This window comes from Sulfurovum sp. (assembly GCA_020525365.1).
Classification (GTDB): domain Bacteria; phylum Campylobacterota; class Campylobacteria; order Campylobacterales; family Sulfurovaceae; genus Sulfurovum.
The window spans coordinates 849,118-871,142 of record JAIZOF010000001.1; the positions used below are offsets into that span (position 1 = coordinate 849,118).

Here is a 22,025-nt window from a genome sequence, read left to right on the forward strand (position 1 = left end):
CCATAAAGTAAAATGAAGGTTAACTTAAAATGAAATTGATTTTAGCAACAGGGAATAAAGGGAAAATACGTGAGTTTCAGCAAATGTGTCAAGATGAGGTGTTGGGCTTTTCAGTACTTTTGGGTGATATGGAGATTGTAGAAGATGGTAACACATTTGCTGCTAATGCACTTATTAAGGCACACGCTATTTATGAAACATTACAAAAAAAATACCCTCAGGAGAGTTATTTGGTTATATCGGATGACAGCGGTATTTCCTTGCCGGTACTAGGCGGTGCACCAGCTATTTACTCGGCACGTTATGCTGGTGAAGGTGCGAGTGACAAGGATAACCTTTATAAGCTTATTAATGCACTCAAGAAAAGAAGGCTTAAGGAGACACCAGCTTATTATACAGCTGCGATTGCTATTGTTTCGAAGTATGGTGAATATGTGGTACATGGATGGATGCATGGTAAGGCAATAGATGATCCAAGAGGAGAGAAGGGTTTTGGGTATGATCCAATATTTGTTCCTGTAGGATCTGATAGGACATTGGGAGAATTAGATGACAATATTAAGTTAAATATCTCTCATCGTGCTAAGGCAATTGCTTTGGCAAAGCCAATTATTCAAATGTTAAAAAATAAGTAGTAGCAATGATAGAAAGGGTATTCATAGTGGAGATATTTATTATGGTTTCCTTGGTGAAATACAGAGGAAAAAAAGAATGACTAAAGAGCAATTTATAAAAGATTTACAGATTATCTATGATGAACTGCAAAGTAGGCAGGCAAGTTTAAACAGTTACTATGACTTACTCGATAAAAACAAAACCCATAAACATGCTGATGCAGTCATTGATGCTTTTTTAAAGTTGATAGATATACCACGCAACAAAGAGAGTGAGATGGCAGCCCTTACACGCATTATTCATTTACAAGAAGATGCGTTAGAACAGGTGCTTCAAAAACAGGGGTATAGTGATAAGGAGATATGTCTTAAAAAAGAACTTGCCTATGGTTTTGTCTCCACATTGCATATTGCACGCCACGAGAGTCTTATTGGATGGATTGAGGAGAAGAAACTGTTAACATCTTTCTATCGAGGACTTATCTTCGGTGTACACTTTGTGGGAGTACGTCTTAGTGAGTGGCAGAGTCATTGGGTACACCATATTATTAATGGAGTCAATGTTGAGTTGAGTGAAATGTTCCATGGAGATGATACGAAAATCTTTGAGATGCTACGAGAAAAGTCATTATTGGAGTGCGATGAATATGGTCATATAGCTGATCGAAGTTATTCAGTGTTAGTGAAAGAGGATGATCATTATAAGAGTGTGTCATATGCTAAAGCCTTTAAAAAAGAGGTAGGGGACGTAGTTGTTGCCCTAGAACAACTTATTGCCTTGCTAGAACAGGATGAAGATAAGATTTTCAATAAAAAGCAAGAGTGGATTGCCTACTTTGTAGCACTTCAAGAAGCATTTTCTCATACCAAAAATGATGAACTTATTAAAATGTGGGCAGAAGTTGACAGATGCTGGATGGCATTAGATACACCTATCCAGGTAGGGCATCCGCTGGAGTATTATGAAGACCATTATCGTAAAGCAGTGGCATTAGAGTGGGATCTTCGTATTGTTAATCCCAAACTTCAAGAGAGATCACATACTCACAACAACATCAAACTTTTTGCTCAGAAAATGGTAGAAAAATTTAATGATGAAGCAGAATGTATTATGGCTAAGAATTTGTTGCAGGTTGATCAGACACAACTTTATATTGGTCAGCCTATGCTCTACTACGCAGCAGAGTTCAATGGACTCTTCTCGGCACAAGTTGTTCCCAATGATGAAACCGTCAGTATTGAATTTGGAAAGAAAATCTTTGCCTATGCTGATTTCGTACTGGAGAATAAGAAGTCTAAGCCGATCATGAAGCTCTCTGTCGAGATAATGGGAGAGAAGTTTGTACGTAAGCAACGTACATTGGCAGAGAATAAGCCTGAGCTTTGGCATGAACTCTATGATATTTCTACTATTGGACATGAATATGGACATATTCTTTGGATAGATTCTAATACTGAGACCAAGATGAATACTGCAGGACAGTTTAAAAATATTGAAGAATTTAAAGCAACAACTGGTGGATTAATGGCATTTTTTTATCATGAAAGAGAAGAGCTCAAAACACACATCATTGATGATCTTGTCTCGCGTGCAGTTGGACTTATGTCATGGCGTGAGGTAGGAGAGGTGTTACCATACTACTGTGAAGGCTTAATTCACCTTGATATTCTTTTTAGTTCGGGTGTCATCTTCTATGATGGTCAAATCAAGATAGACTACAGTAGATATGATGCAATGAAAACAGCCTACATTGAAGCCTATGAAGTATTGGCAACAAGTTACCTTGCAAAGAGTGATGCGAGTGAGTATCTGAAGCAGTATGCCCAGAAATCCAATAGTGTTTATTTGCCTGTTAAAGAGAGTGTTAGAAGTTTTGTAGAGCACTATTATGCCCGCTACAAGGAGATTGGGCAGCAGATAGTCAATATGAATTAATACTGTTTCACCAAATTCTAACCTCCTTTTCGATATAATCCCGATAATTACGCCGTCGTCAATGATGGCGATTGCGAGGATTATAATGCTACTTTTTACCCCAGGACCTACTCCGGTACCCGAGTCTGTTAGACTGGCAATGGCAGAACCAACACTACACCACAGAACACCAGAATTTGAAGCAATCTTTAAAGAGACACGAGAATTACTGTTTGAACTAATGGAGACTGATGAGGTGATTATGCTTGCCTCTACTGGAACTGGTGCAATGGAAGCAGCAGTGGTCAATCTTTGCCATAATACCCTGCTTAATGTAAATTCTGGAAAGTTTGGTGAGCGTTTTGGTAAGATCGCCAAAGCACACGGGTTGCATAATGTTGAGATAAAACATGAGTGGGATACACCTGCAACAGTGGAAGAGATTATTAAAGTGGTGAAGACCAATGAGCAGATTGATGCGATTGCTATTCAGATTAGTGAATCTGCAGGAGGATTACGTCATCCCGTAGAAGAGATTGCTAAAGCAATTAAAGAGATTAGACCTGACGTAATGGTTATTGCTGATGGAATCACAGCAGTTGGAGTAGAGCGTATTGACACAACACACATCGATGTATTGATTGCTGGAAGTCAAAAGGCACTGATGCTTCCTCCGGGCCTGGCGATCTTAGGGATGAGTAATGCTGCGATCAAAAAAATTGGTGAAGGGAAAGGTTATTATTTCAACCTTACTTCTGAAATCAAGAAACAGCAACAGAACACAACAGCCTACACAGCAGCAACTACACTGGTTATTGGGCTTGGAAAAATTCTCAAAGAGATTAAAAAAGATGATGGATTAGGTAAACTCTATTGCGATACGGCACGTCGTGCCAAAGCAACCCGCTTTGCACTTGAGGCACTAGGGTTGCACTCTTACCCAAAAATACCGGCACGCTCCATGACCACTATTGATGATAAAAACGCTAAAGAGATACGTGATTTACTAAAAACCGATTTTGGCGTTAATGTTGCAGGTGGACAAGATCATCTTAAAGGAAAGATTTTCCGTATCAACCAAATGGGACTCATTAAACCTTATGAGATGGTATGGGTAGTCAATGCTGTGGAACTAGTATTAGCAAAATTGGGACGCAGACCCTACGATGGGACGGCAAGCAAGGTATTTAGTGAAGAGTACTTTAAAAATATCCTCAAAAGTGAAAATACATGATATTCGAACATGAAATCCCCAGTGGGTCAAAACTCTATTTTGGAAAAAGTGCCAAAATTAAGCGTGAGATTGAGTTTATTTCGGCAGAAATACTGGAAAATCTTGGTTTTGAGGAGATTGTAACACCATTTTTCTCCTATCACCAACATGAGAGCTTTGAAGACAAAAAGCCATTAGTAAGACTCAATGATGAGCAGAATCATGAAGTAACGCTCCGTGCAGATTCAACAGCAGATGTAGTACGTATTGTTACTAAAAGATTGGGACGCTCTACCACTTCAAAAAAATGGTTTTATATTCAGCCAACAGTATCCTTCCCAACAAAAGAACAGTATCAGATTGGTGTAGAGGTAATTGATGGTAGTTTTGAGGAGATTGTACGTACTTCCACTGTACTTTTGAAGGAGATTGGTGCTTTACCGGTTATGCAGGTAGCAAATATTTGTATCCCACATCTACTTAATGAAAAATATGGTATATCGCTTGAGGCACTAAAAGCAATGCACCTTGAGAAAATACTTAATAGTGGTTTACCATGGATAGAGCAATTGATACAGATTAATACTGTAGAAGATCTTGAAGATCTCTCTATTTTTCCTGATGATATTTGTATAGAGCTAGAAAAGATTAAAATGGCCATACAGATGGTGGAGTATGAAAATATGATTATCTCTCCACTTTTTTATGCAAAGATGCGGTACTATGATTCACTGACTTTTCGTATGTTTGAGGGAAATACACTTCTTGCGATGGGCGGTACTTATACAATTGATGATATAGAAGCAGCAGGTTTTGCACTTTATACTGATGAGTGTATTGTAAGCAAAATAAACAAGGGTAAAAAATAGATGAGTAAAGCAGATCTGATTGTAGGACTCCAGTGGGGTGATGAAGGTAAAGGAAAGATTGTAGATCATATGGCACAGACATATGACTATGTGTGTCGTTTTGCCGGTGGACACAATGCAGGACATACAATTGTCATTGGTGACAAGAAATATGCACTGCATCTGATTCCCTCCGGTGTGCTTAACCCAAATGCAAAAAATATTGTTGGTAATGGTGTGGTACTTTCTCCGAAAGATTTTGTCAAAGAGATGGAGCAGTTTGATAACCTTGAGGGTAGACTTTTTCTTTCTGATAAAGCTCATGTATTGCTGCCATATCATGCTCAAATTGATCAGGCAAAAGAATGTCTTAAGGGTGACAAAGCTATTGGAACAACAGGAAAGGGTATTGGTCCTGCTTATGGGGATAAGGTTGCACGTGTTGGTTACCGTTTGGGAGAATTACTAGATCCGGAGAAGCTTGCAACAAAGATTATGGCATTTTTTACTGCCAATAAACCAATTTTTGACACCATAGGTATTGAAGCACCAATTGAATTGGAACTTTTAGAAGAACTTCAAGGCTATAAAAAGGTACTTTTGCCTTATATCTGTGATACGACACAATTAATATGGGAGACACTTGATGCAGGAAAAAAAGTACTACTTGAAGGAGCACAAGGAACCATGCTTGATATTGATCATGGAACCTACCCTTATGTAACCTCTTCTACAACAGTAAGTGCAGGATCGTGTTCAGGGCTGGGTCTTAACCCTAAGGATATTGGAAAAATTACTGGGATTGCTAAGGCTTATTGTACCCGTGTAGGAAATGGTCCTTTTCCAAGCGAAGACTTTGAATCAGAAGGTGATAGGCTTAGAGAAAATGGACATGAGTTTGGCACAACCACAGGTCGCCCTAGACGTTGTGGTTGGTTTGATGCGGTTGCAATGCGACATGCTGTACGCGTTAATGGTGTTGACCAGGTGGCATTAATGAAGCTTGATGTTCTTGATGGTTTTTGTGAGATTAAAGTCTGTGTTGCTTATATGTTTAGAGGAAAAGAGATTAACTATGTGCCATATGATTTGGAAGATGTTAAGCCAGTATATAAAACTTTTCCTGGATGGGAGAAGACGGAGGGTGTCAGAATATTTGATGAGTTGCCTGAGACAGCAAAATCATATATTCTAGCACTTGAAGAGATGATTGGTACAAAGATAGGAATCATCTCTACATCTCCTGAACGAGAAGATACTATAATTAGATAAAAGGGGTAAATATGAGATTAAAACCACAACAGACACGATATATAGCAACAAAGATAGGGATTGACCTTGCAAATGCTCCTTTTGTTACACTACCAAAAGGGCGTGAAATAGTTGTAGAGACGGCTAAATGCATTATTGATAAAAACCTTGCCAAGGAGCATACACTTGATGAACAAGTTAAGAAGATACTTGATGAAAATTATGATGAGATTGAGTTTCAACATGCTGATGAGCGTCAACTCTTCTTCATGATTAAAAAGAAGATGGCACCAGAATATGATGTAATCATGAACTATGATGATCGCTATAATGATTTGGCACATCTAATCCTTGATGAACTTTATGAAAATTATATTGCAGAATATACTGTAAGTGATAATCAGGTCAAGAATGTTATCTTTAAATCTTTTAAGGCTTTTGCCGATGCATTTGATGAGATCGATGATATTGTCTACAGTAAGATTAAAAATATGGAGAAAGAGGTAATTCCAGGTTCTCAGGATTTTGAACTACTCTATGAACGACTCTATCAAGAAGAGCTTACAAAGAGAGGAATGTTGTAGCAATAAAGTTATGATGTTAATTAAGCCAATAGGGGGTGTAATGAGTTGTGGTATGCTTTTTAATGAAAAGCATTGTATGTGTAGAGTGAATGTATCCACTATGAAGGAATATCTATGAATAAAGTGAGCTTATATTTTGAAAATGGTCTTTTTATGGAGGCAAAGGGTTTTGGGGCAGAGGGAACAGCAGTTGGTGAGATTGTATTTAACACCTCTTTAACTGGATATCAAGAGATTGTGACTGACCCTAGCTATGCGGGACAGTTTATTACCTTTACAATGCCTGAAATTGGTAATGTTGGATGTAATATGCAGGATATGGAGAGCAAGGGAGCACACTGTAAAGGAATTATTGTGCGTTCCTATCAGTCACGCCCCTCCAACTTCCGTTCCGAGGAGACACTTGCAACACTACTTAAGAGAGAGAATGTATTGGGCATTACCGATATAGACACACGTTTTTTAACCAAGGTTCTTCGTAGTGAAGGGGCAATGATGATGGTTGCCTCTACCGAAGTACACGATGAGGCAATACTTAAGAAGATTCTTGAGACCTCACCACGTATTGAGGAGATTAACTACATTGAGCAGGTGAGCACCAAAGAGCCGTATATACATATGGAAGCACGTTACAATATAGGAACTTTTGAGTACGGTAAACCAGAGACAAGTAAAAAAATTATTGCACTCGATTTTGGTATTAAGCGAAATATACTCAATGAACTGACCCATGCAGGCATGGAAGTATTAGTTGTTCCTAATGATATATCGGTTCAAGAGATTATTGAAAAGTTTGAAGCAAAAGAGATAGATGGTGTATTTCTCTCCAATGGACCAGGTGATCCTCTAATCCTTAAAGCAGAGCAAGAGAAGATTAAGCAGCTTATTGTAGCCAAAATACCAATGTTTGGTATTTGTCTTGGACATCAACTACTCTCTATCTCTCATGGCTACAATACATATAAGCTCAAATTTGGACACCATGGTGGAAACCATCCAGTTAAGAATCAAGTAAGTGGTATGGTTGAGATTACAGCACAAAATCATAACTATAATGTACCTGATAACATCACTGAAGTAGCAGAGGTAACTCACATCAACCTTTTTGATAATACAATTGAGGGACTAAGGTACAAAAAGGTACCAGCTATGTCTGTGCAGCACCACCCCGAAGCAAGCCCTGGTCCCCATGAGAGTGCCTACATTTTCTCTGAATTTAGAAAGATGCTAGATTGACCTACAGGAAGATTTATTTGCCAAATACTTAAGGTAGATTATTTAACTTTATATAGAAAATACCCATATTCAGGGATTGAAAAAAGGAAACCTTATGAACATAGCCATTTTATTCGGTGGATCTAGTTTTGAACATGAGATTAGTATTGTCTCTGCCATTACAATGAAAAAGGTACTTAAAAAGAGTAAGATTACCTACATCTTTATTGACTCCAATCGAGAGTTTTGGTTAGTGGATACAGAAAAGCTTAATGCTAAACTCTTCTCTTCAGGTGAGTATAAAAAAGGCAAACAACTCACACTAAAAAAGAGTGGTTTTTTTACTGAAGGCATATTTGGCAATAAGAAAGTATCTTTTGATGTGGTACTTAATCTCATACACGGGCGTGATGGAGAAGATGGTAAGATTGCTTCATTAATGACCTTTTTTGATATACCGTTCGTCTCTCCAGGGCTTGAAGCTTCCTTGCTCTCTTACAATAAGCTCTACACCAAGTTCCTTGCAGAGAGCTTGGGGGTTAAAACAGTTACTTACGAACATATCTCTAAGCATGATGTACGTAAGGTTAGCATGAAATACCCTGTGATTGTCAAACCGGTACGTCTTGGATCAAGTATTGGTGTAAGCATTGTTAAAAATGAGACAGAACTTGATTATGCGCTTGATGTTGCTTTTGAATTTGATACAGATGTCATTATTGAACCATTTATAGAAGGGGTTAAAGAATATAATCAAGCAGGCTGTCTGACTAATGATTGGGAGCTTTCTATTGTTGAAGAACCACACAAAGAAGAGTTTCTTGATTTTGAAAAGAAATATATGGACTTTTCTCGTGATTCACAGGTTTTAGAAGCCAATATTCCTGATGACCTAAAAGAGAGGATTCGCAATATATTTAAAAAAGTCTATGATCCACTTTTTAGAGGAAGTATTATTCGTTGTGATTTTTTTGTTGTTGATAATGAAGTATTACTTAATGAGATAAACCCAATCCCAGGATCGATGGCAAACTATCTATTTGAAGATTTTGAAGGGATGCTAGAACGTCTGCTAAGGTATCTTCCCAAAGAGCAGAAGGTTAAAATAGATTACCAGTATATCCACTCCATACAGCAAGCAAAAGGGAAGGCATAAAAGGTTTGGTTTTTTATGTAAAATAGGAGTATTTTACTCCTATTAAAATTCCTTCAAATGCCTATAAAACAATACATTGACACATTTCTGTCTCTTTTGTTAAAACTTATTTAACAAATTGCTTTTTTCCCTTTCATTTTAAGCTTTACATAGGAAAAGTTAACTTATAATTAATGTTGAATGTTGTTATAAGATACAGCATAAAATTTTTACAAGGGGGTATGTATGCAGTCAAACGCAGCATTAGAATACGATTATTCCATAGCAAAATTGTTTACATTTACAACAATTTTGTTTGGATTCTTAGGTATGGTGATTGGTACGCTTATTGCGTCACAACTAGCCTTTCCAGAATTGAACTACTTACTTGGTGAGTATGGAACATTCTCAAGGCTAAGACCACTTCACACAAATATTGTGATTTATGGGTTTACTTTGAGTGGTGTTTGGGCAACCTTTTACTACTCTGCACAGAGAGTCCTTAAGGTATCTATGGCAGAGTCAAAGTTTGTGATGTTTATTGGAAAATTTCACTTCTATCTCTATTTTGTAGGTGCACTTATTGCCGTGATCACACTTCTTATGGGTATTACACAAGCAAAAGAGTACGCACAGTTTGAGTGGCCAATTGATATCGTTATTGTATTGATTTGGGTACTTTGGGGTGTTGCAATGTTTGGTCTTATCGGAATCAGAAGAGAGAAAGCACTTTATATCTCTATGTGGTATTACATCGCATGTTTCCTTGGTATTGCTATGCTTTACCTTTTTAATAATATGGCTGTACCTACATACTTCGCTTCTGGTGGTGTTGGTAGCATTATGCACTCTGTTTCTATGTACTCAGGTACAAATGATGCACTTGTACAGTGGTGGTTTGGTCACAATGCAGTCGCATTTGGTTTCACTGTGCCTATCGTTGCAATGATCTACTACTTCCTTCCAAAAGAGTCTGGGCAGGCAGTTTATTCCTATAAACTCTCTCTTCTCTCTTTCTGGGGTCTTATGTTTGTTTACCTCTGGGCTGGTTCGCACCATCTTCTATGGTCAACTGTTCCAGACTGGATGCAGACAATGGGTTCTATTTTCTCTGTTGTTCTCATTCTTCCGTCATGGGGTTCAGCAATTAACATGCTTCTTACGATGAAAGGTGAGTGGAACCAGCTGACTGAGAACCCGCTGATTAAATTCATGGTTCTTGCATCTACGTTCTATATGCTTTCTACACTAGAGGGTCCAATTCAGGCAATCAAATCTGTTAATGCTATTGCGCACTTTACAGATTGGATTCCTGGACATGTTCATGATGGTGTACTTGGTTGGGTTGTATTTATGATTATGGCAGCACTCTTCCATATGGCACCAAGAATGTTCAAAAGAGAGATATACTCTAGGAAGTTAATGGAAGCACAGTTCTGGCTTCAAACTACAGCAGTTGTTCTCTACTTTACCTCTATGTGGATTGCAGGTATCACACAGGGTATGATGTGGAGAGCGGTGGATGAATATGGTAACTTAATGTATTCATTCATTGATACTGTTACAGTGCTTCATCCATACTATGCGATAAGAGCCCTTTCAGGTGTAATGTACCTAATTGGATTCGTTATGTTCGCTTACAATATGATTAAGACTATGACTTCTTCTAGAGAGCTCTCTGAAGAACCACAGTTCAGATCACCTATGGCATAAGGAGGTAGGTTATGTTTCATTGGTTAGAGAAAAATCCATTCTTCTTTGCAGTAGGAGTATTTTTAACTATCGCGTTCGCAGGTATCATTGAGATTCTGCCTAACTTTGCGGAAGCATCGCGTCCGGTAGCAGGTCTTAGACCATATACTGTACTTGAACTTGCGGGAAAAGAAATTTACAAAAAAGACAACTGTATTGCATGCCATTCGCAGCTGATTCGTCCATTTAAAGCGGAAACAGACAGATATGGTCAATATTCTCTCTCTGGAGAGTACGCATACGACAGACCTTTCCAATGGGGGTCTAAAAGAACAGGTCCGGACCTTCACCGTGTAGGCAACTACAGAACCACCGACTGGCACGAGAACCACATGTGGGAGCCAACATCTGTTGTACCAGGTTCCATTATGCCTGCTTATAAGCATATGTTTACAAACAAAGCGGACATAGAGACAGCCTATGCTGAAGCAGTTACGGTTAAAAATGTCTTCAATACACCATATGGTGATGATATTCAACCAGGTCAAAAAGCATTTGAAGCCTATAAGTCGAAAGTACTTAATGAGGCAAAGAAGATTGCAGCTGATATGAAGAACAAGGATGTTAAAGATGCGGTTTCCAAAGGAAAGATTCCTGAAATTGTAGCACTTATTGCATATTTGAATAGTCTGGGAGAAAGCCGTTACGCGGCAGCTAAATAAGTGATATGGGACTTAGAGAATTACAAGGCTATGCCAGTTTCTTTATGACCATATTCTTGGTGGTGATGTTGTATGGGTACATTGTTTACTTGTACAGGAGTGAAAAAAAAGGGAAGAAGGATTACGAGAAGCTAGGGAAGATCGCTCTTGATGACGAGATCGATTCTACTCCTATCAATACAAGTGATCCTCTACCTGAAGAACAAAAGGAGTAGAATAAATGAATGCATTAATAGCAAAAGCATTGGCATTTGCAGCGGTACTGATTATTGTAACGATCGTAGTCGTCAAGCAGATGAACATTGACCTAAGTGACCCGATCAACCTGCTTACAATGATCGGTGCGATCGCGATCGCAGTACTGTCAGCAGGTGTCTCGGCAAAATATATTGCCCAGATGAAGACAGATAAAGCTGAAGGTGAACTTGCTGAAGAAAATTGGGATGGTATTGGTGAATACAAGAATGAACTGCCTGCAGGTTGGGCTTACTCATTTCTTGGCACACTGATTTGGGCACTTTGGTATTGGCAGTGGGGGTATCCTGTCAATGCCTATAGTCAGATTGGTGAGTGGAATAAAGAGGTGAAGACTTACAATAAGAAGTTTGAAGAGGTTCATAAAAATCCAGATAAAGCCACACTTAAAGAGATGGGTGAGTCTATCTTTCTTGTAAAGTGTGCGCCATGTCATGGAACTACAGGTGATGGTCTTTCAGGTAAAGCACAAGATTTTGGTGCAAGAATGAGTAAAGAACAGATTCTTCATGTGATTAATAATGGACAGAATCAACTTGGTTATCCAATGGGTGCAATGCCTGCAGGTATGGCAACTGGAAAAGATGCGGAAGAGATTGCAACATATATTGCTGGTGGCATGAAAGGTAGCCAGCCTGCATCATTTGCGGCATGTGCCTCTTGTCACGGTGCAGATGGTAAAGGAAATAATGGTATGGCACCAAACCTTGCTGGATATGATCTGACATTGGTGCAGCATGTACTTGAACATGGTAAAAAAGGAATGCTTGGTAAAATGCCATCATTTAAGACAACCACTACGCCAGTTCAAGAGAAAGCATTGGCTGAATTTCTTCAGTCTTTGAATAATTAAGGAGTAGATGATGGCAGAAAATACTAACAGATCCGTTTTTGGACTCAATGGCGTAACAGGTATGCTTATCGCAACTGTTCTGTTGCTTTCCATTCTGGTATTCCTTACAGTATGGGGACTTGGTGTTCAGCAAAAGTCTGCAAAGAATGCTTATAATCCAGCACCTATTACAGGTAGTCTAGATAACGTAAAAATGATTAGCAAAGACAATGCACAGTTTGCATTTAAAAATGTAAAATAAATCATAAAGGATTGAACTATGATTACAATTATGGATAAAATACTTGGTTGGATGATGGCTGTTACAGCAATCTATACCGCATGGGCAGTTTTAACACCAAACCATCTTTTTATAGGATAAACAATGATAAAAGTAAAAGCAGGGCTTGCCTTGCTTACTTTACTACTTCCACTTCTTCTGAACGCTACCACACTTTTAAAGAATGACATTTTAAATGATACAGCTGCAAAATATATAGAGCAGATGGGCAAAGAACTTGTCGAGAAGACAGGTATTCATGGGTATGTAATAGCAACAAATGAGCATTTCCCAGAAAGATTCAATTTGGTAGCTTATAGTAAGAGATATGAAGAGAAAGTAAGCAAACCGTATGTGATATTTATTTTTGCACCATTTGCACTAATTACAAAACAGTCACAACAAAGAGGACGGGTGGCAGTGATTTCCTCCTCGACAGCAATTGCATCAATGTATGACAAGGGCGAAATTATGGATGCAACTATTGATATAGTTGCATCAATCGATAAAAACAAAATTGAAGACAAGTATGCCATTGGTGTTGTTCAGGGATTTTCTGAACTCGCAGATGAGATAGCACACACCAAAGGTATTGAGTTGAAAAATACCATCAAAGAGACCCGTCAGGGTATTTGGGTGATTCAGGCAATCGTATTTTTTGGAGCATCAATCATATTTTGGTTGTTCATTTTCAGACCACTATACAGAAGGATAAAATATGGCAAAGAAAACTAAAGATATCTCTTATTGGCCTCATATGATTCTTGGATTTCTGATTGTTGGAATTACTTTAAGTTATTGGACAGTTAAATCTGCCTCCTCTATACCTGTGCAGGAGCCTAATGAGTATATGATGGAGTACCAACAAGCAGATATACATATCAATGACATCCTAAGATGTAAAGCCAATTTTGACAGACAGTTCACGATTGAAATTATAGATGCTCCTAAGACTATTCTTGAATTAGAAAATGCCAAGCGTGCGAAAGAAGAAGAGGTTATTGTACTTAAAAATGGTATAAATCATTTCTCCTATCGCGTGAGCACCAAGTCGGGCACACCATTGACAGATGCCAATATCACTTTTTTATTGACACGTCCCCATACAAACAGAGATAATGTCATGATTGAGAATGTATCGAATTCAAACGGTGTCTACGCAGTTGATGGTGTTAGCGTGAACAAGACAGGACGTTATATTTTGCAACTAAAGGCCATAGTTAACAAGGATACCATAGGGTATCTGGAGATACCAGCCTACTTGAAGTAAGAGATTAAAAAATAAATTTCTCTATAGTAATATAGTTTCATATTATTTATCATTTTTGAATTATTTTATATTTTTATTTTATTTATATTTTATTTATACTATAATTATATATCTTAACATAAAGGATATATTGATGAAAAAGTTATTACTGTTATCGTTGCTTATGATGGGGATTGCTTCAGCAAGTGTAGGAGAGCATACCAAGCGTATGAATACAATGAAAAAACTTGAAAATGGTATGGAAACAATCTTAAAAGGATTGATGTACAATAACAAAAAGATTCTTCTTAAGGGTGTTGATATTGTCAAGGAAAATACAAAGGATATTAAATCCTTCAATATAAAAAACGAAGAAGGAAAGGGCTTTAAGCGTAAAAAATATGCTGAAACTGAGGCAAAAGCAATTGCTGTTGAAGCAGAAAGAATTTTTAAAGCCTTTAAGAAAGCAAATCGTAATCGTATGCTTGATAGTTTTAGAAAGTTGCAAAATCGATGTATGAGTTGCCATGCTTTAATACGTGAATGGTAATTAAAGAATTCCCCGAAGAGTTTCGCAGTTTAGAGAAACCCCTAATGATTGATATAGGGGTTGTCAGAATCAGTGATTCTCTTTGAGTATATGATCTTTTGCCCATATTTTTATAGCATCACGTTGAGATTTAGTCAACCTTGCATCTTCATGTATGATTAGATACATTGGTATCGGCATACGAAAATTGATTGTCTTAACAATTCCCTTATAAACTTTCTGTTTTTTATTTTCATCATACCTATTCCACTCTTGAAAATTAACCGCTTTTCGTCCCTCTTTAACATGGCTCTTTACTTCAAGTGAGATAGGAGAGATATACCCATACCACGGCATCTTTGTCTTATAGGAGTGGCAATTGTAACAGGAGGTTTTGAGCATATGCATAATCTCTTTGGGTGCCCTAATCTCATCTTTAGGATCAATCTCCTTGGGAGGCTCTGGAATGTCTATCTGTATCGTTTGAAGTAGCAAATGTACCTCCAGCCCATAAAAGAAGTATTTTTTCCACATCGTAACCTTTTTAGGTGCATTATAGCCTTAGTAAATAAATTACTGGCTACTTGAAAGGCTAGGGCAATACACAATGTATGGTTTCTGTGGTATACTTTTTGCATGAATATACTACAGGTTTACCCCACATCAAGAGCCTTGCGCACTGTTATGCAGCAACAGGGAAACCAAGAAGGTTTTCTTCCAACACTCATGTGCATGGATGAGTTTGAGAATCGTACTGTACTTTTAGATGATGCCACAATGGTTGACCCATTGCAGCGAACCATACTACTTAAAAAATCAACAGAATTTGAATCATTTAAGAAGCTTAAGATTGACCGTGATTTAGTACGTTTTTTTACCAAAAGTGACGCACTGTTTAAGTTTTTTGAAGAGCTCTCTTTTGAGCAAGTTACACTGGAAGTACTTGCTAAGGCAGATCCTTATGCGGAGTTTGGTGATCACCTGCGGGTACTGGGTGAATTGAAGTTGCGTTATGAAGAGATACTTGCTTCAAAAGGGATGATAGACAGAATGTTTATTCCTAAGAATTATAGACTAAATGAAGGATTCTTGAAGAGCTATGATTGTATTGAGATCTACCTTGAGGGGTATTTGAGTCATTTTGAACTGACACTTTTACAGCAAGTAGCAAACCATACCCAAGTTGTTCTCTCCTACTATACCAGTCGGTTTACTAAGAAGATGCAGGAGCGTTTTGAGAGCTGTGGTATTGTGCTTAAAGAAGATTGTCATATCACATTTGACCTTGGTGCTAAAAATATACTAAAGAGTACACCTATCAAAGAAGAGATAAATACTTTAGTATATTGTGTAGAGGAACGTGATGAACAGGTGGCACTGGCATTGATGAAGATAGAGGAGATGGTAGGTGAGGGTGTTGACCCCTCTGAAATTGTCTTGGTACTTCCTGATGAGTCTTTCAAGGAGCACTTTATGCTCTTTGATCATCTCAATAACCTTAATTTTGCCATGGGGTATGACTATTGCCATGGGCGTATTGTACGTTCTCTTGAGGCACTTTACAATTACTGGGAAAAGCATGACAAAAAGAGTCAAAAGCTCTTGGAGCGTTATGGTTTGGGAATAGAGAAGATTGATGCTATTGCTTGGGTTGAACATATTGGTGTACAGGCTTTTTTTACTTTTTTAAAACTACTCGGATTAGAAGAGAAGCAAAAGAATGAAGATGTAGAATTAGTAAAGTATCACTTTGAAACACTTTTTAATCAAGAGACGTTTACTTACAAGGTGTGGCTATATCTCTGGCTTCAAGCACTCTCTAAGGTGACTCTTGATGATGTGCGAGGAGGAAAGGTAACTGTAATGGGTGCACTAGAGACCCGAGGAGTCTCCTTTAGGGGTGTCGTGATTGTTGACTTTAATGATGGTGTGATACCAGCAACGCCTAGAAAAGATATGTTTCTTAGCTCAACCGTACGTGCCTTTTCTGGTCTACCAACACGTCAGGACAGAGAGGCACTACAAAAGCAGATATATAACCGCCTACTGCAGCAAGCGGAGCGTTCAGTCATCATCTATGCAACATCAGAAAATAGGTTGCCTTCAAAGTTTCTCTATGAATTGGGTTTATCTGAAGTAGTACAAACAAAAGCACCGGTGCATCTGCTCTACAGTCCGTCTTCACAGCTCGTATCAAAAGTAGATCCAATAGTTAAAAACTTCGATGCCACAACACAGACATGGTCTGCTTCACGGCTAAAAACCTTTTTGGAGTGTAAACGTAAATACTACTACCGCTACCTTGCCAACATAAAACCCAAAGAGGATGAAGAGTTAAATGAGGGTGCTTTTTTGCACAGACTCCTAGAAGAGCTTTATCAAGAGCATGATTATTATGTTTCAGAAGTAGAGATGACACAGGTACTGCATGCCAAAATGGAACAGTTGCTACCTAATACAGATAGTAAAAGCTGTTATCAAAAAGCACTTTGGCGTGAGAGGCTCAAAGGGTTTGTGCAGCATGAAATCGCACATTTTAGTGCTAACTGGCGTGTAATTTCCCGTGAAATGGAAGTACACGGCAAGATAGGTGGGCTGAAGTTTAAGGGTCGCATCGATCGCATTGACCAAAATACTACCGATACGATTGGTACTTGACTACAGTGGAAACATAAAGAGGCACAAAGACCAAGAATCTAGGACATTAAATGACCTACAAGTGGTATCTATTATCCCAGCTATTACAAGACCAAGTACCAAAATATAAGACTTGCCTTTGTCAAGCCCTCTTGAGGGTGGGAGAGTAGAAGAAATCAGCCCTAGAGAAGAATGAACATCCTTGAGGTCATCATAGGTTGAAACAAACTAAGAACTTTGTAGCAGAGAAGTGTGAGGACTTACAGGAAATTGTAAGTGGTGTGAGTTTACCTTTGTTGTGTGGGGAGGGAGTATTTAGAATTTTTTAAAGTTTATTTTCATATAATAAATAAATATATATGAAAAAGGATAAATATGAATACTATATCCATCTCAGGATACAGCGAAACCTACCATAAACTTGATAGTTTTGATGTTGTAGAAGTAGTAGATAAAACGCCATCAAGTAAAGGGATGTTTTTAGATAAAAAATATCATGACTGTAGAAGAACTTTCAAGCCAAAGGGAGATAAAAAAATAAGGCTATTGAAGAGTTTCGTAAAATTAGTCAAAATATACCTGTTTTGAAAGATAAAACAATAGACTTTACCAAATTGGATGAGGATATGAATAGTGATATATTTTGAGATACAATGTACTGATTTATTATTCAATTAATCAAGATGAAAATAAGCAAAATTATCTGCAGGAGAGCTTATAGAAAAGGCTATTGGGGCTAAAGAGGTTTATATATCTCAATTGGTATTTAGTGAATATATTGTCCTCACTAGCAAGAGTTAAAATGATTGACCAGAGCCAACTCCCGTATTGACTTTTAAAAGAGTGTATGAGTGATATTCAATATAAAATGTCTGTAGTGATGGGTATGCATTCTGTAGAGATAAACTTTACAAAAATATAAATGATGGCATATCTAAAGAATTGTGAAGAGCATTGTGAAAAACTGGTGACTTTTGATAGTGACTTTAAAATTTCAGAAATACAGAACTGAGATAAATCATAATCATCTAGGAGAATAATATGTCAACACTAAAGGCATTAAAAAGAGTGGTAGGTGATGGTGGATATCTGCTGAATGATGATAACAATGGCAAGACAGTGATGCTCTCTGGTGCTTAGGGTTCAGGAAAACATTTTGCAGAATGAGTTGTTAAAGAAAACGAAAATCTAAAATCATTGTAAATAAAAGAAGAGAGAAATAAATATTCTCCTAAAGAACTTAAAGAAGGTTTATTTCTTTATTGAAGAAAAAGAAAAATCTTGTGTATATGTTGTAGCCTATATGGTAAAGACGTATAGAAGATATTAAAGTAGGTATTTACAAAGCATATTCTCAAATACCAACAAAGGAAATAAAGATAAAAATATTGATACTGCAGTAACATGGTTTAGGATATGGTTCTAAAATTGTATCAGTATCTGTTTTTTAGTGTAAATAGATACAACACAAGCTACCGATAAAGCTAAAGATTATATAGATAATGAAAAATTAAATAAAGCACAAGAAGCTATACGTGATGGTGGCGTAATATGTTTGATGATTTTGAGAGAATCTAAAAATGATTATTATTAATGGTCTTTTCTGATATACTAGCCCCTCTCAAATATCAAGTAATCAATCTTTAACACAGTGCAAAATAGTTTGGGTGATGAAACGAGTCAATGTTTTATTTATTTACAGTGAAGTTCTTTAATTCTATTTATGAGAGTAATGAAAAGTATAAAAATTAGATGCATATAGAGCTGAAATCTTAAAGCCATAGAAGAGACAGAAGAGTTAAATGCTCATGTTATATTCAGGTTTTGGATAATTGTTTGGAGTGGATTGGGAAGGGTATGATAAAATACAATAAGATCTTTGAGTGTTTATAAGTGTGAATTTTATATAATGATTTAATTCTTACTAAACCAATAAGAATAAAAGTGGTTATTCTCAATTTGAAAATATAGTGTATTCAGAAGTGTTATCAGATAATCGCCTTTTTGTACATTTACAACAAGAAAAATATCACAGAAAATAATATTAAATTTGAAGATATGACAGGGTCCCGAATGGAGTGGTAAGAATATAATCAAAAAACTTCTTTAATTGAAAATTTTGAAATGTATCAGAAAATAAAACAGGACATGAATTTTTTCAGAAACAGAACAAGTAGCTATTCGAAGTTGGATTAACAAAAATAAACGAAAGTTAGATGCAATTTGGAAATACGGGATACAACTATATTGCATGGATACTATAGATGACAGCACTTCTTATAATAAGCAAGCTAATTTGTAAAATCAGGAATAACTAAAAAATCACAAAAGAGTCATCATGACCTTCCAGCCACCTAGCCCTCTCTCTATTAAATGCAATTCAGGTGAACCTTTGCACTCTCTGTACGTTACATTAGCCTACTTTTTTATGGGAATCACCGGCCAGCATACTGCGACCACCTTTACCAACAAAGCGGTACAGGATGCGACAGCGTGTGGTGGATTCAACAGGGAACTGGGGGATAATGAAGCATTTTTGGGTGCGATGTTGGAGCAGACGGGACTTACTCCGTGAGGCTTTTGCTAAACAGCCAGAGAGTGTTGGCTCGGTTTTGTCATAGCTCTTACATGTGACGCTTGACAGTTTTTCAAGAGTATCTTGCGTTCTGCATCTTTGGAGATGGGCTTAGGCCTGACTTTGTGATGAAGGCAGGGCACAGATGAACTAAGAGATACTTTTTAGATGAGTGCAAACCAGGGTTTACTCTCTAACCTTGTGAAGTTAGTTGGACACTTAGAGACAAACGTTTTGGAAAGATCTTTGATCCTGATGCAGGACTGTAGAGTGGATCCTCTCTTACCTGAGGTCAAGAAGAGTACTCTTTGGCGAAGTCGGAAGAGAACTGTGAAGTACGTGTAGGAAGCTTATCAGGGCGCGAAAATGTAGGGGCAACACCAAGGGCACTGAAACAGTTTGAGACAAAGAGTATTAAAGAACTTCTCTAAGATTATTTGAAAATGATTCTTTAGTGGAACACTCGTGGTATAAAAGGTAGCCAACGATGAGATAGAAGGACTCTATGCCCTACCTCAAAATAGAACTAGCCAAATAGGCGAGACTAAAGAGGCAATAGTCTTGCAAAAATCTCTTTGGTATTTATGGCTACTATCAATAATGCCAATATCACAGCTGCCAAGAGTTCACAGGGTACTTTAAGCTTTGATGACCTGACATACTTTACCTATGAGCTACTGCGAGTAGCATCAGCCGTGAGTTTTTGTATTTTAAGATAGATGCGAAGTTCAAACATATATTTGCTAGATGAGTTTCAGGACACCTCTGCCTTACAATTTCTGCTACTTAAGCCACTTATAGATGAGATATTCGCTGGTTTTGGGCAGAGTGAGTTCAAGTCATTTTTTTATGTGGGAGATACCAAGCAATCGCTGTACCGTTTTCGTGGTGGGGCAGAAGAGCTGTTCGACAAGGTAGCACAAAGGTATGGTGTAAAGATAGAGCAGATGGATACCAACTACCGTAGCTCTAAAGCAGTCGTAGAACAGGTGAACCACTGGTTTAAAGATACCATGAAAGACTATGTCCCTCAAAAAAATAGAGAGGATGCAAGTGAGGGCTATGTAGAGGTATTGGAGTCTGAAGAGCTCATAGATGAGGCAGTGAAGCAGGCTAAGAGACTACTGGAACTTGGGATCAATGTAGACGATATTGCCTTTTTAGTAAGCACCAATAAAGATGGACAGACTTTACAAGAGGCATGTCAGCATGAGGAGATAAAGACACTGCTAAAAACCTCCAGCTCACTCAAAAATATGCCAAAAATCGCAGCACTTGTAGCTATGACAGAGTACCTCTTCTTTGGAGAGAAGATAGATGCTCAGGCGATGTTGTTCAGAGTAGGCAAAAAGCTAGAAGATATAGATACCTCTTGGTTCTCTGCGTTTATGTCTCCTTTGCAGGTGATAGACAGGCTGGTACGTGAGTTTGGGTATTTTGATGATGATTTGAATATCTTGAAGCTTTTGGAGTTTGCCTCAAGTTTCTCTGATATCCCTAGCTTTGTAGAGGAGTTTAGGGGCTCTAGTATCGCAGTAGCATCCAATACTGTACATGGTGCGAAGATTATGACCATTCATGGCTCAAAAGGGCTGGAGTTTAAGCATGTAATCTTGTTAGATAAACTCACACGAAAGAATGCTGACAAATCGACACTGCTCTATGATTATGATGAGAATCTCTACATAGACAAGATACTTTACCGTATCAAAGGTAGAGAGAATTTTGATGATGATTATACACAAATCATAGAAGAGCGTAAGGCATCATCAGCCAAAGACAGCATGAATGTACTCTATGTGGCACTCACCAGAGCAGTAGAGGGGATGATAATCATACGCAAGCCTAAAGATTCTATTTTTGATGAGATTGGGATTGTCCCCATGAAGGTAGGAGAGTGCAAGACACAAGGCACAAAGGGTAAGACCCAGGTAGAAAAAAAGAGAGCACCAGTGGTATTGAGCTATTATGGCAAGCAAGAGGTACCTGAGGTGTCAGAAGAGGATGAAGAGAGAGATATGACAGCCATTCTTTTTGGAACAGCACTGCATTACGGGCTAGAGATGTTGGGTAATTTTGAGAAGAGATATGTTAGCACTGCAATGACCTCTGTGCGTAACCGTTATGGGAAACTTCTTGGTAAGGAGGCGTTGGTGCAGATAGAGCATCGCATCATGCTTCTAGTAGAAGATATCTTTTTTAGAAACTTACTTGAGGGTGCAACCTTTAGAAAAGAGCAACCACTTCTCTTTGAAGCAAAAATGAAACAGATAGACCTACTATTGGAGTATGATGATCATAATTTGGTCATAGATTACAAGAGCTCCCGCAAGTATCACTTAGAGCATCAAAATCAGGTGAGATACTACTGCAAAGCGGTAGAGAAGATTACAGAGAAACATACAGAGGGGATGATTGTCTATCTATTGGAAGATCAAGTTGATTTAATTAACTTAAGTATCACTTAGAGCATCAAAAT

21 protein-coding genes are annotated in these 22,025 nt (G+C 37.8%); 20 read left to right on the forward strand and 1 reads right to left on the reverse strand.

Going from position 1 to position 22,025, the window contains the following annotated elements:
- The first annotated feature begins 29 nt into the window (after positions 1-29).
- The 16 genes from LGB01_04275 (at position 30) to LGB01_04350 (ending at position 14,355) form a co-directional block, all read left to right on the forward strand.
- Positions 30-635, forward strand: coding sequence for a non-canonical purine NTP pyrophosphatase (locus tag LGB01_04275; GenBank protein MCB4753413.1), 606 nt, complete (start codon positions 30-32; stop codon positions 633-635).
- A gap of 76 nt (positions 636-711) precedes the next feature.
- Positions 712-2,550, forward strand: a complete 1,839-nt coding sequence (gene ciaB, locus LGB01_04280) for an invasion protein CiaB (GenBank protein MCB4753414.1) — start codon at positions 712-714, stop codon at positions 2,548-2,550.
- An 85-nt stretch (positions 2,551-2,635) separates the two neighbouring features.
- Positions 2,636-3,763 carry an alanine--glyoxylate aminotransferase family protein gene (locus LGB01_04285; protein ID MCB4753415.1) on the forward strand — a complete coding sequence of 376 codons (1,128 nt, stop codon included), beginning with the start codon at positions 2,636-2,638 and terminating at the stop codon, positions 3,761-3,763.
- Positions 3,760-4,611 (forward strand): ATP phosphoribosyltransferase regulatory subunit, encoded by an 852-nt coding sequence (locus LGB01_04290; protein ID MCB4753416.1) that lies wholly within the window; start codon positions 3,760-3,762, stop codon positions 4,609-4,611. The genes LGB01_04285 and LGB01_04290 overlap by 4 nt, the downstream gene beginning before the upstream one ends.
- Entirely contained in the window at positions 4,612-5,862 is a 1,251-nt protein-coding gene (locus tag LGB01_04295; GenBank protein MCB4753417.1) for an adenylosuccinate synthase, read from the forward strand.
- An 11-nt stretch (positions 5,863-5,873) separates the two neighbouring features.
- Positions 5,874-6,425 carry a DUF507 family protein gene (locus tag LGB01_04300; protein ID MCB4753418.1) on the forward strand — a complete coding sequence of 184 codons (552 nt, stop codon included), beginning with the start codon at positions 5,874-5,876 and terminating at the stop codon, positions 6,423-6,425.
- A 114-nt stretch (positions 6,426-6,539) separates the two neighbouring features.
- Entirely contained in the window at positions 6,540-7,661 is a 1,122-nt protein-coding gene (carA, locus tag LGB01_04305; protein ID MCB4753419.1) for a glutamine-hydrolyzing carbamoyl-phosphate synthase small subunit, read from the forward strand.
- 94 nt (positions 7,662-7,755) lie between these two features.
- Complete coding sequence (locus LGB01_04310) at positions 7,756-8,796, forward strand: D-alanine--D-alanine ligase (protein ID MCB4753420.1); 1,041 nt, start codon at positions 7,756-7,758, stop codon at positions 8,794-8,796.
- A gap of 225 nt (positions 8,797-9,021) precedes the next feature.
- Positions 9,022-10,488: a cytochrome-c oxidase, cbb3-type subunit I gene (gene ccoN / locus LGB01_04315; protein MCB4753421.1), complete on the forward strand. Its 1,467-nt coding sequence runs from the start codon at positions 9,022-9,024 to the stop codon at positions 10,486-10,488.
- Positions 10,489-10,499: 11 nt separating this feature from the next.
- On the forward strand, positions 10,500-11,189 hold the full coding sequence (gene ccoO, locus LGB01_04320; GenBank protein MCB4753422.1) for a cytochrome-c oxidase, cbb3-type subunit II: 690 nt from the start codon (positions 10,500-10,502) through the stop codon (positions 11,187-11,189).
- Between the two features lie 5 nt (positions 11,190-11,194).
- On the forward strand, positions 11,195-11,404 hold the full coding sequence (locus LGB01_04325) for a cytochrome c oxidase, cbb3-type, CcoQ subunit (GenBank protein ID MCB4753423.1): 210 nt from the start codon (positions 11,195-11,197) through the stop codon (positions 11,402-11,404).
- Between the two features lie 5 nt (positions 11,405-11,409).
- On the forward strand, positions 11,410-12,297 hold the full coding sequence (locus tag LGB01_04330) for a c-type cytochrome (GenBank protein MCB4753424.1): 888 nt from the start codon (positions 11,410-11,412) through the stop codon (positions 12,295-12,297).
- Between the two features lie 10 nt (positions 12,298-12,307).
- Positions 12,308-12,538, forward strand: coding sequence for a DUF4006 family protein (locus tag LGB01_04335; protein MCB4753425.1), 231 nt, complete (start codon positions 12,308-12,310; stop codon positions 12,536-12,538).
- 123 nt (positions 12,539-12,661) lie between these two features.
- Complete coding sequence (locus LGB01_04340; protein MCB4753426.1) at positions 12,662-13,291, forward strand: hypothetical protein; 630 nt, start codon at positions 12,662-12,664, stop codon at positions 13,289-13,291.
- Positions 13,275-13,826: a FixH family protein gene (locus LGB01_04345; GenBank protein MCB4753427.1), complete on the forward strand. Its 552-nt coding sequence runs from the start codon at positions 13,275-13,277 to the stop codon at positions 13,824-13,826. Before LGB01_04340 ends, LGB01_04345 begins: the two co-directional genes overlap by 17 nt.
- A gap of 133 nt (positions 13,827-13,959) precedes the next feature.
- The gene (locus LGB01_04350) at positions 13,960-14,355 is read left to right on the forward strand and encodes a hypothetical protein (protein ID MCB4753428.1); all 396 of its coding nucleotides are present in this window, start codon (positions 13,960-13,962) and stop codon (positions 14,353-14,355) included.
- A 69-nt stretch (positions 14,356-14,424) separates the two neighbouring features.
- Here the strand turns inward: LGB01_04350 and LGB01_04355 are convergent, their stop codons facing one another.
- Positions 14,425-14,868 (reverse strand): heme-binding domain-containing protein, encoded by a 444-nt coding sequence (locus tag LGB01_04355; GenBank protein MCB4753429.1) that lies wholly within the window; start codon positions 14,866-14,868, stop codon positions 14,425-14,427.
- 102 nt (positions 14,869-14,970) lie between these two features.
- Between LGB01_04355 and LGB01_04360 the strand changes: the two genes are divergently transcribed.
- From LGB01_04360 to LGB01_04375, 4 genes are all read left to right on the forward strand, one after another.
- A complete protein-coding gene (locus tag LGB01_04360) occupies positions 14,971-16,992 on the forward strand; it encodes a PD-(D/E)XK nuclease family protein (GenBank protein MCB4753430.1) in 2,022 nt (673 codons plus the stop codon).
- Positions 16,993-17,346: 354 nt separating this feature from the next.
- Entirely contained in the window at positions 17,347-17,559 is a 213-nt protein-coding gene (locus LGB01_04365) for a hypothetical protein (protein MCB4753431.1), read from the forward strand.
- 1,750 nt (positions 17,560-19,309) lie between these two features.
- Positions 19,310-19,546, forward strand: coding sequence for a hypothetical protein (locus tag LGB01_04370; protein ID MCB4753432.1), 237 nt, complete (start codon positions 19,310-19,312; stop codon positions 19,544-19,546).
- A gap of 719 nt (positions 19,547-20,265) precedes the next feature.
- Complete coding sequence (locus tag LGB01_04375) at positions 20,266-22,014, forward strand: RecB-like helicase (GenBank protein MCB4753433.1); 1,749 nt, start codon at positions 20,266-20,268, stop codon at positions 22,012-22,014.
- Positions 22,015-22,025: the final 11 nt, after the last annotated feature.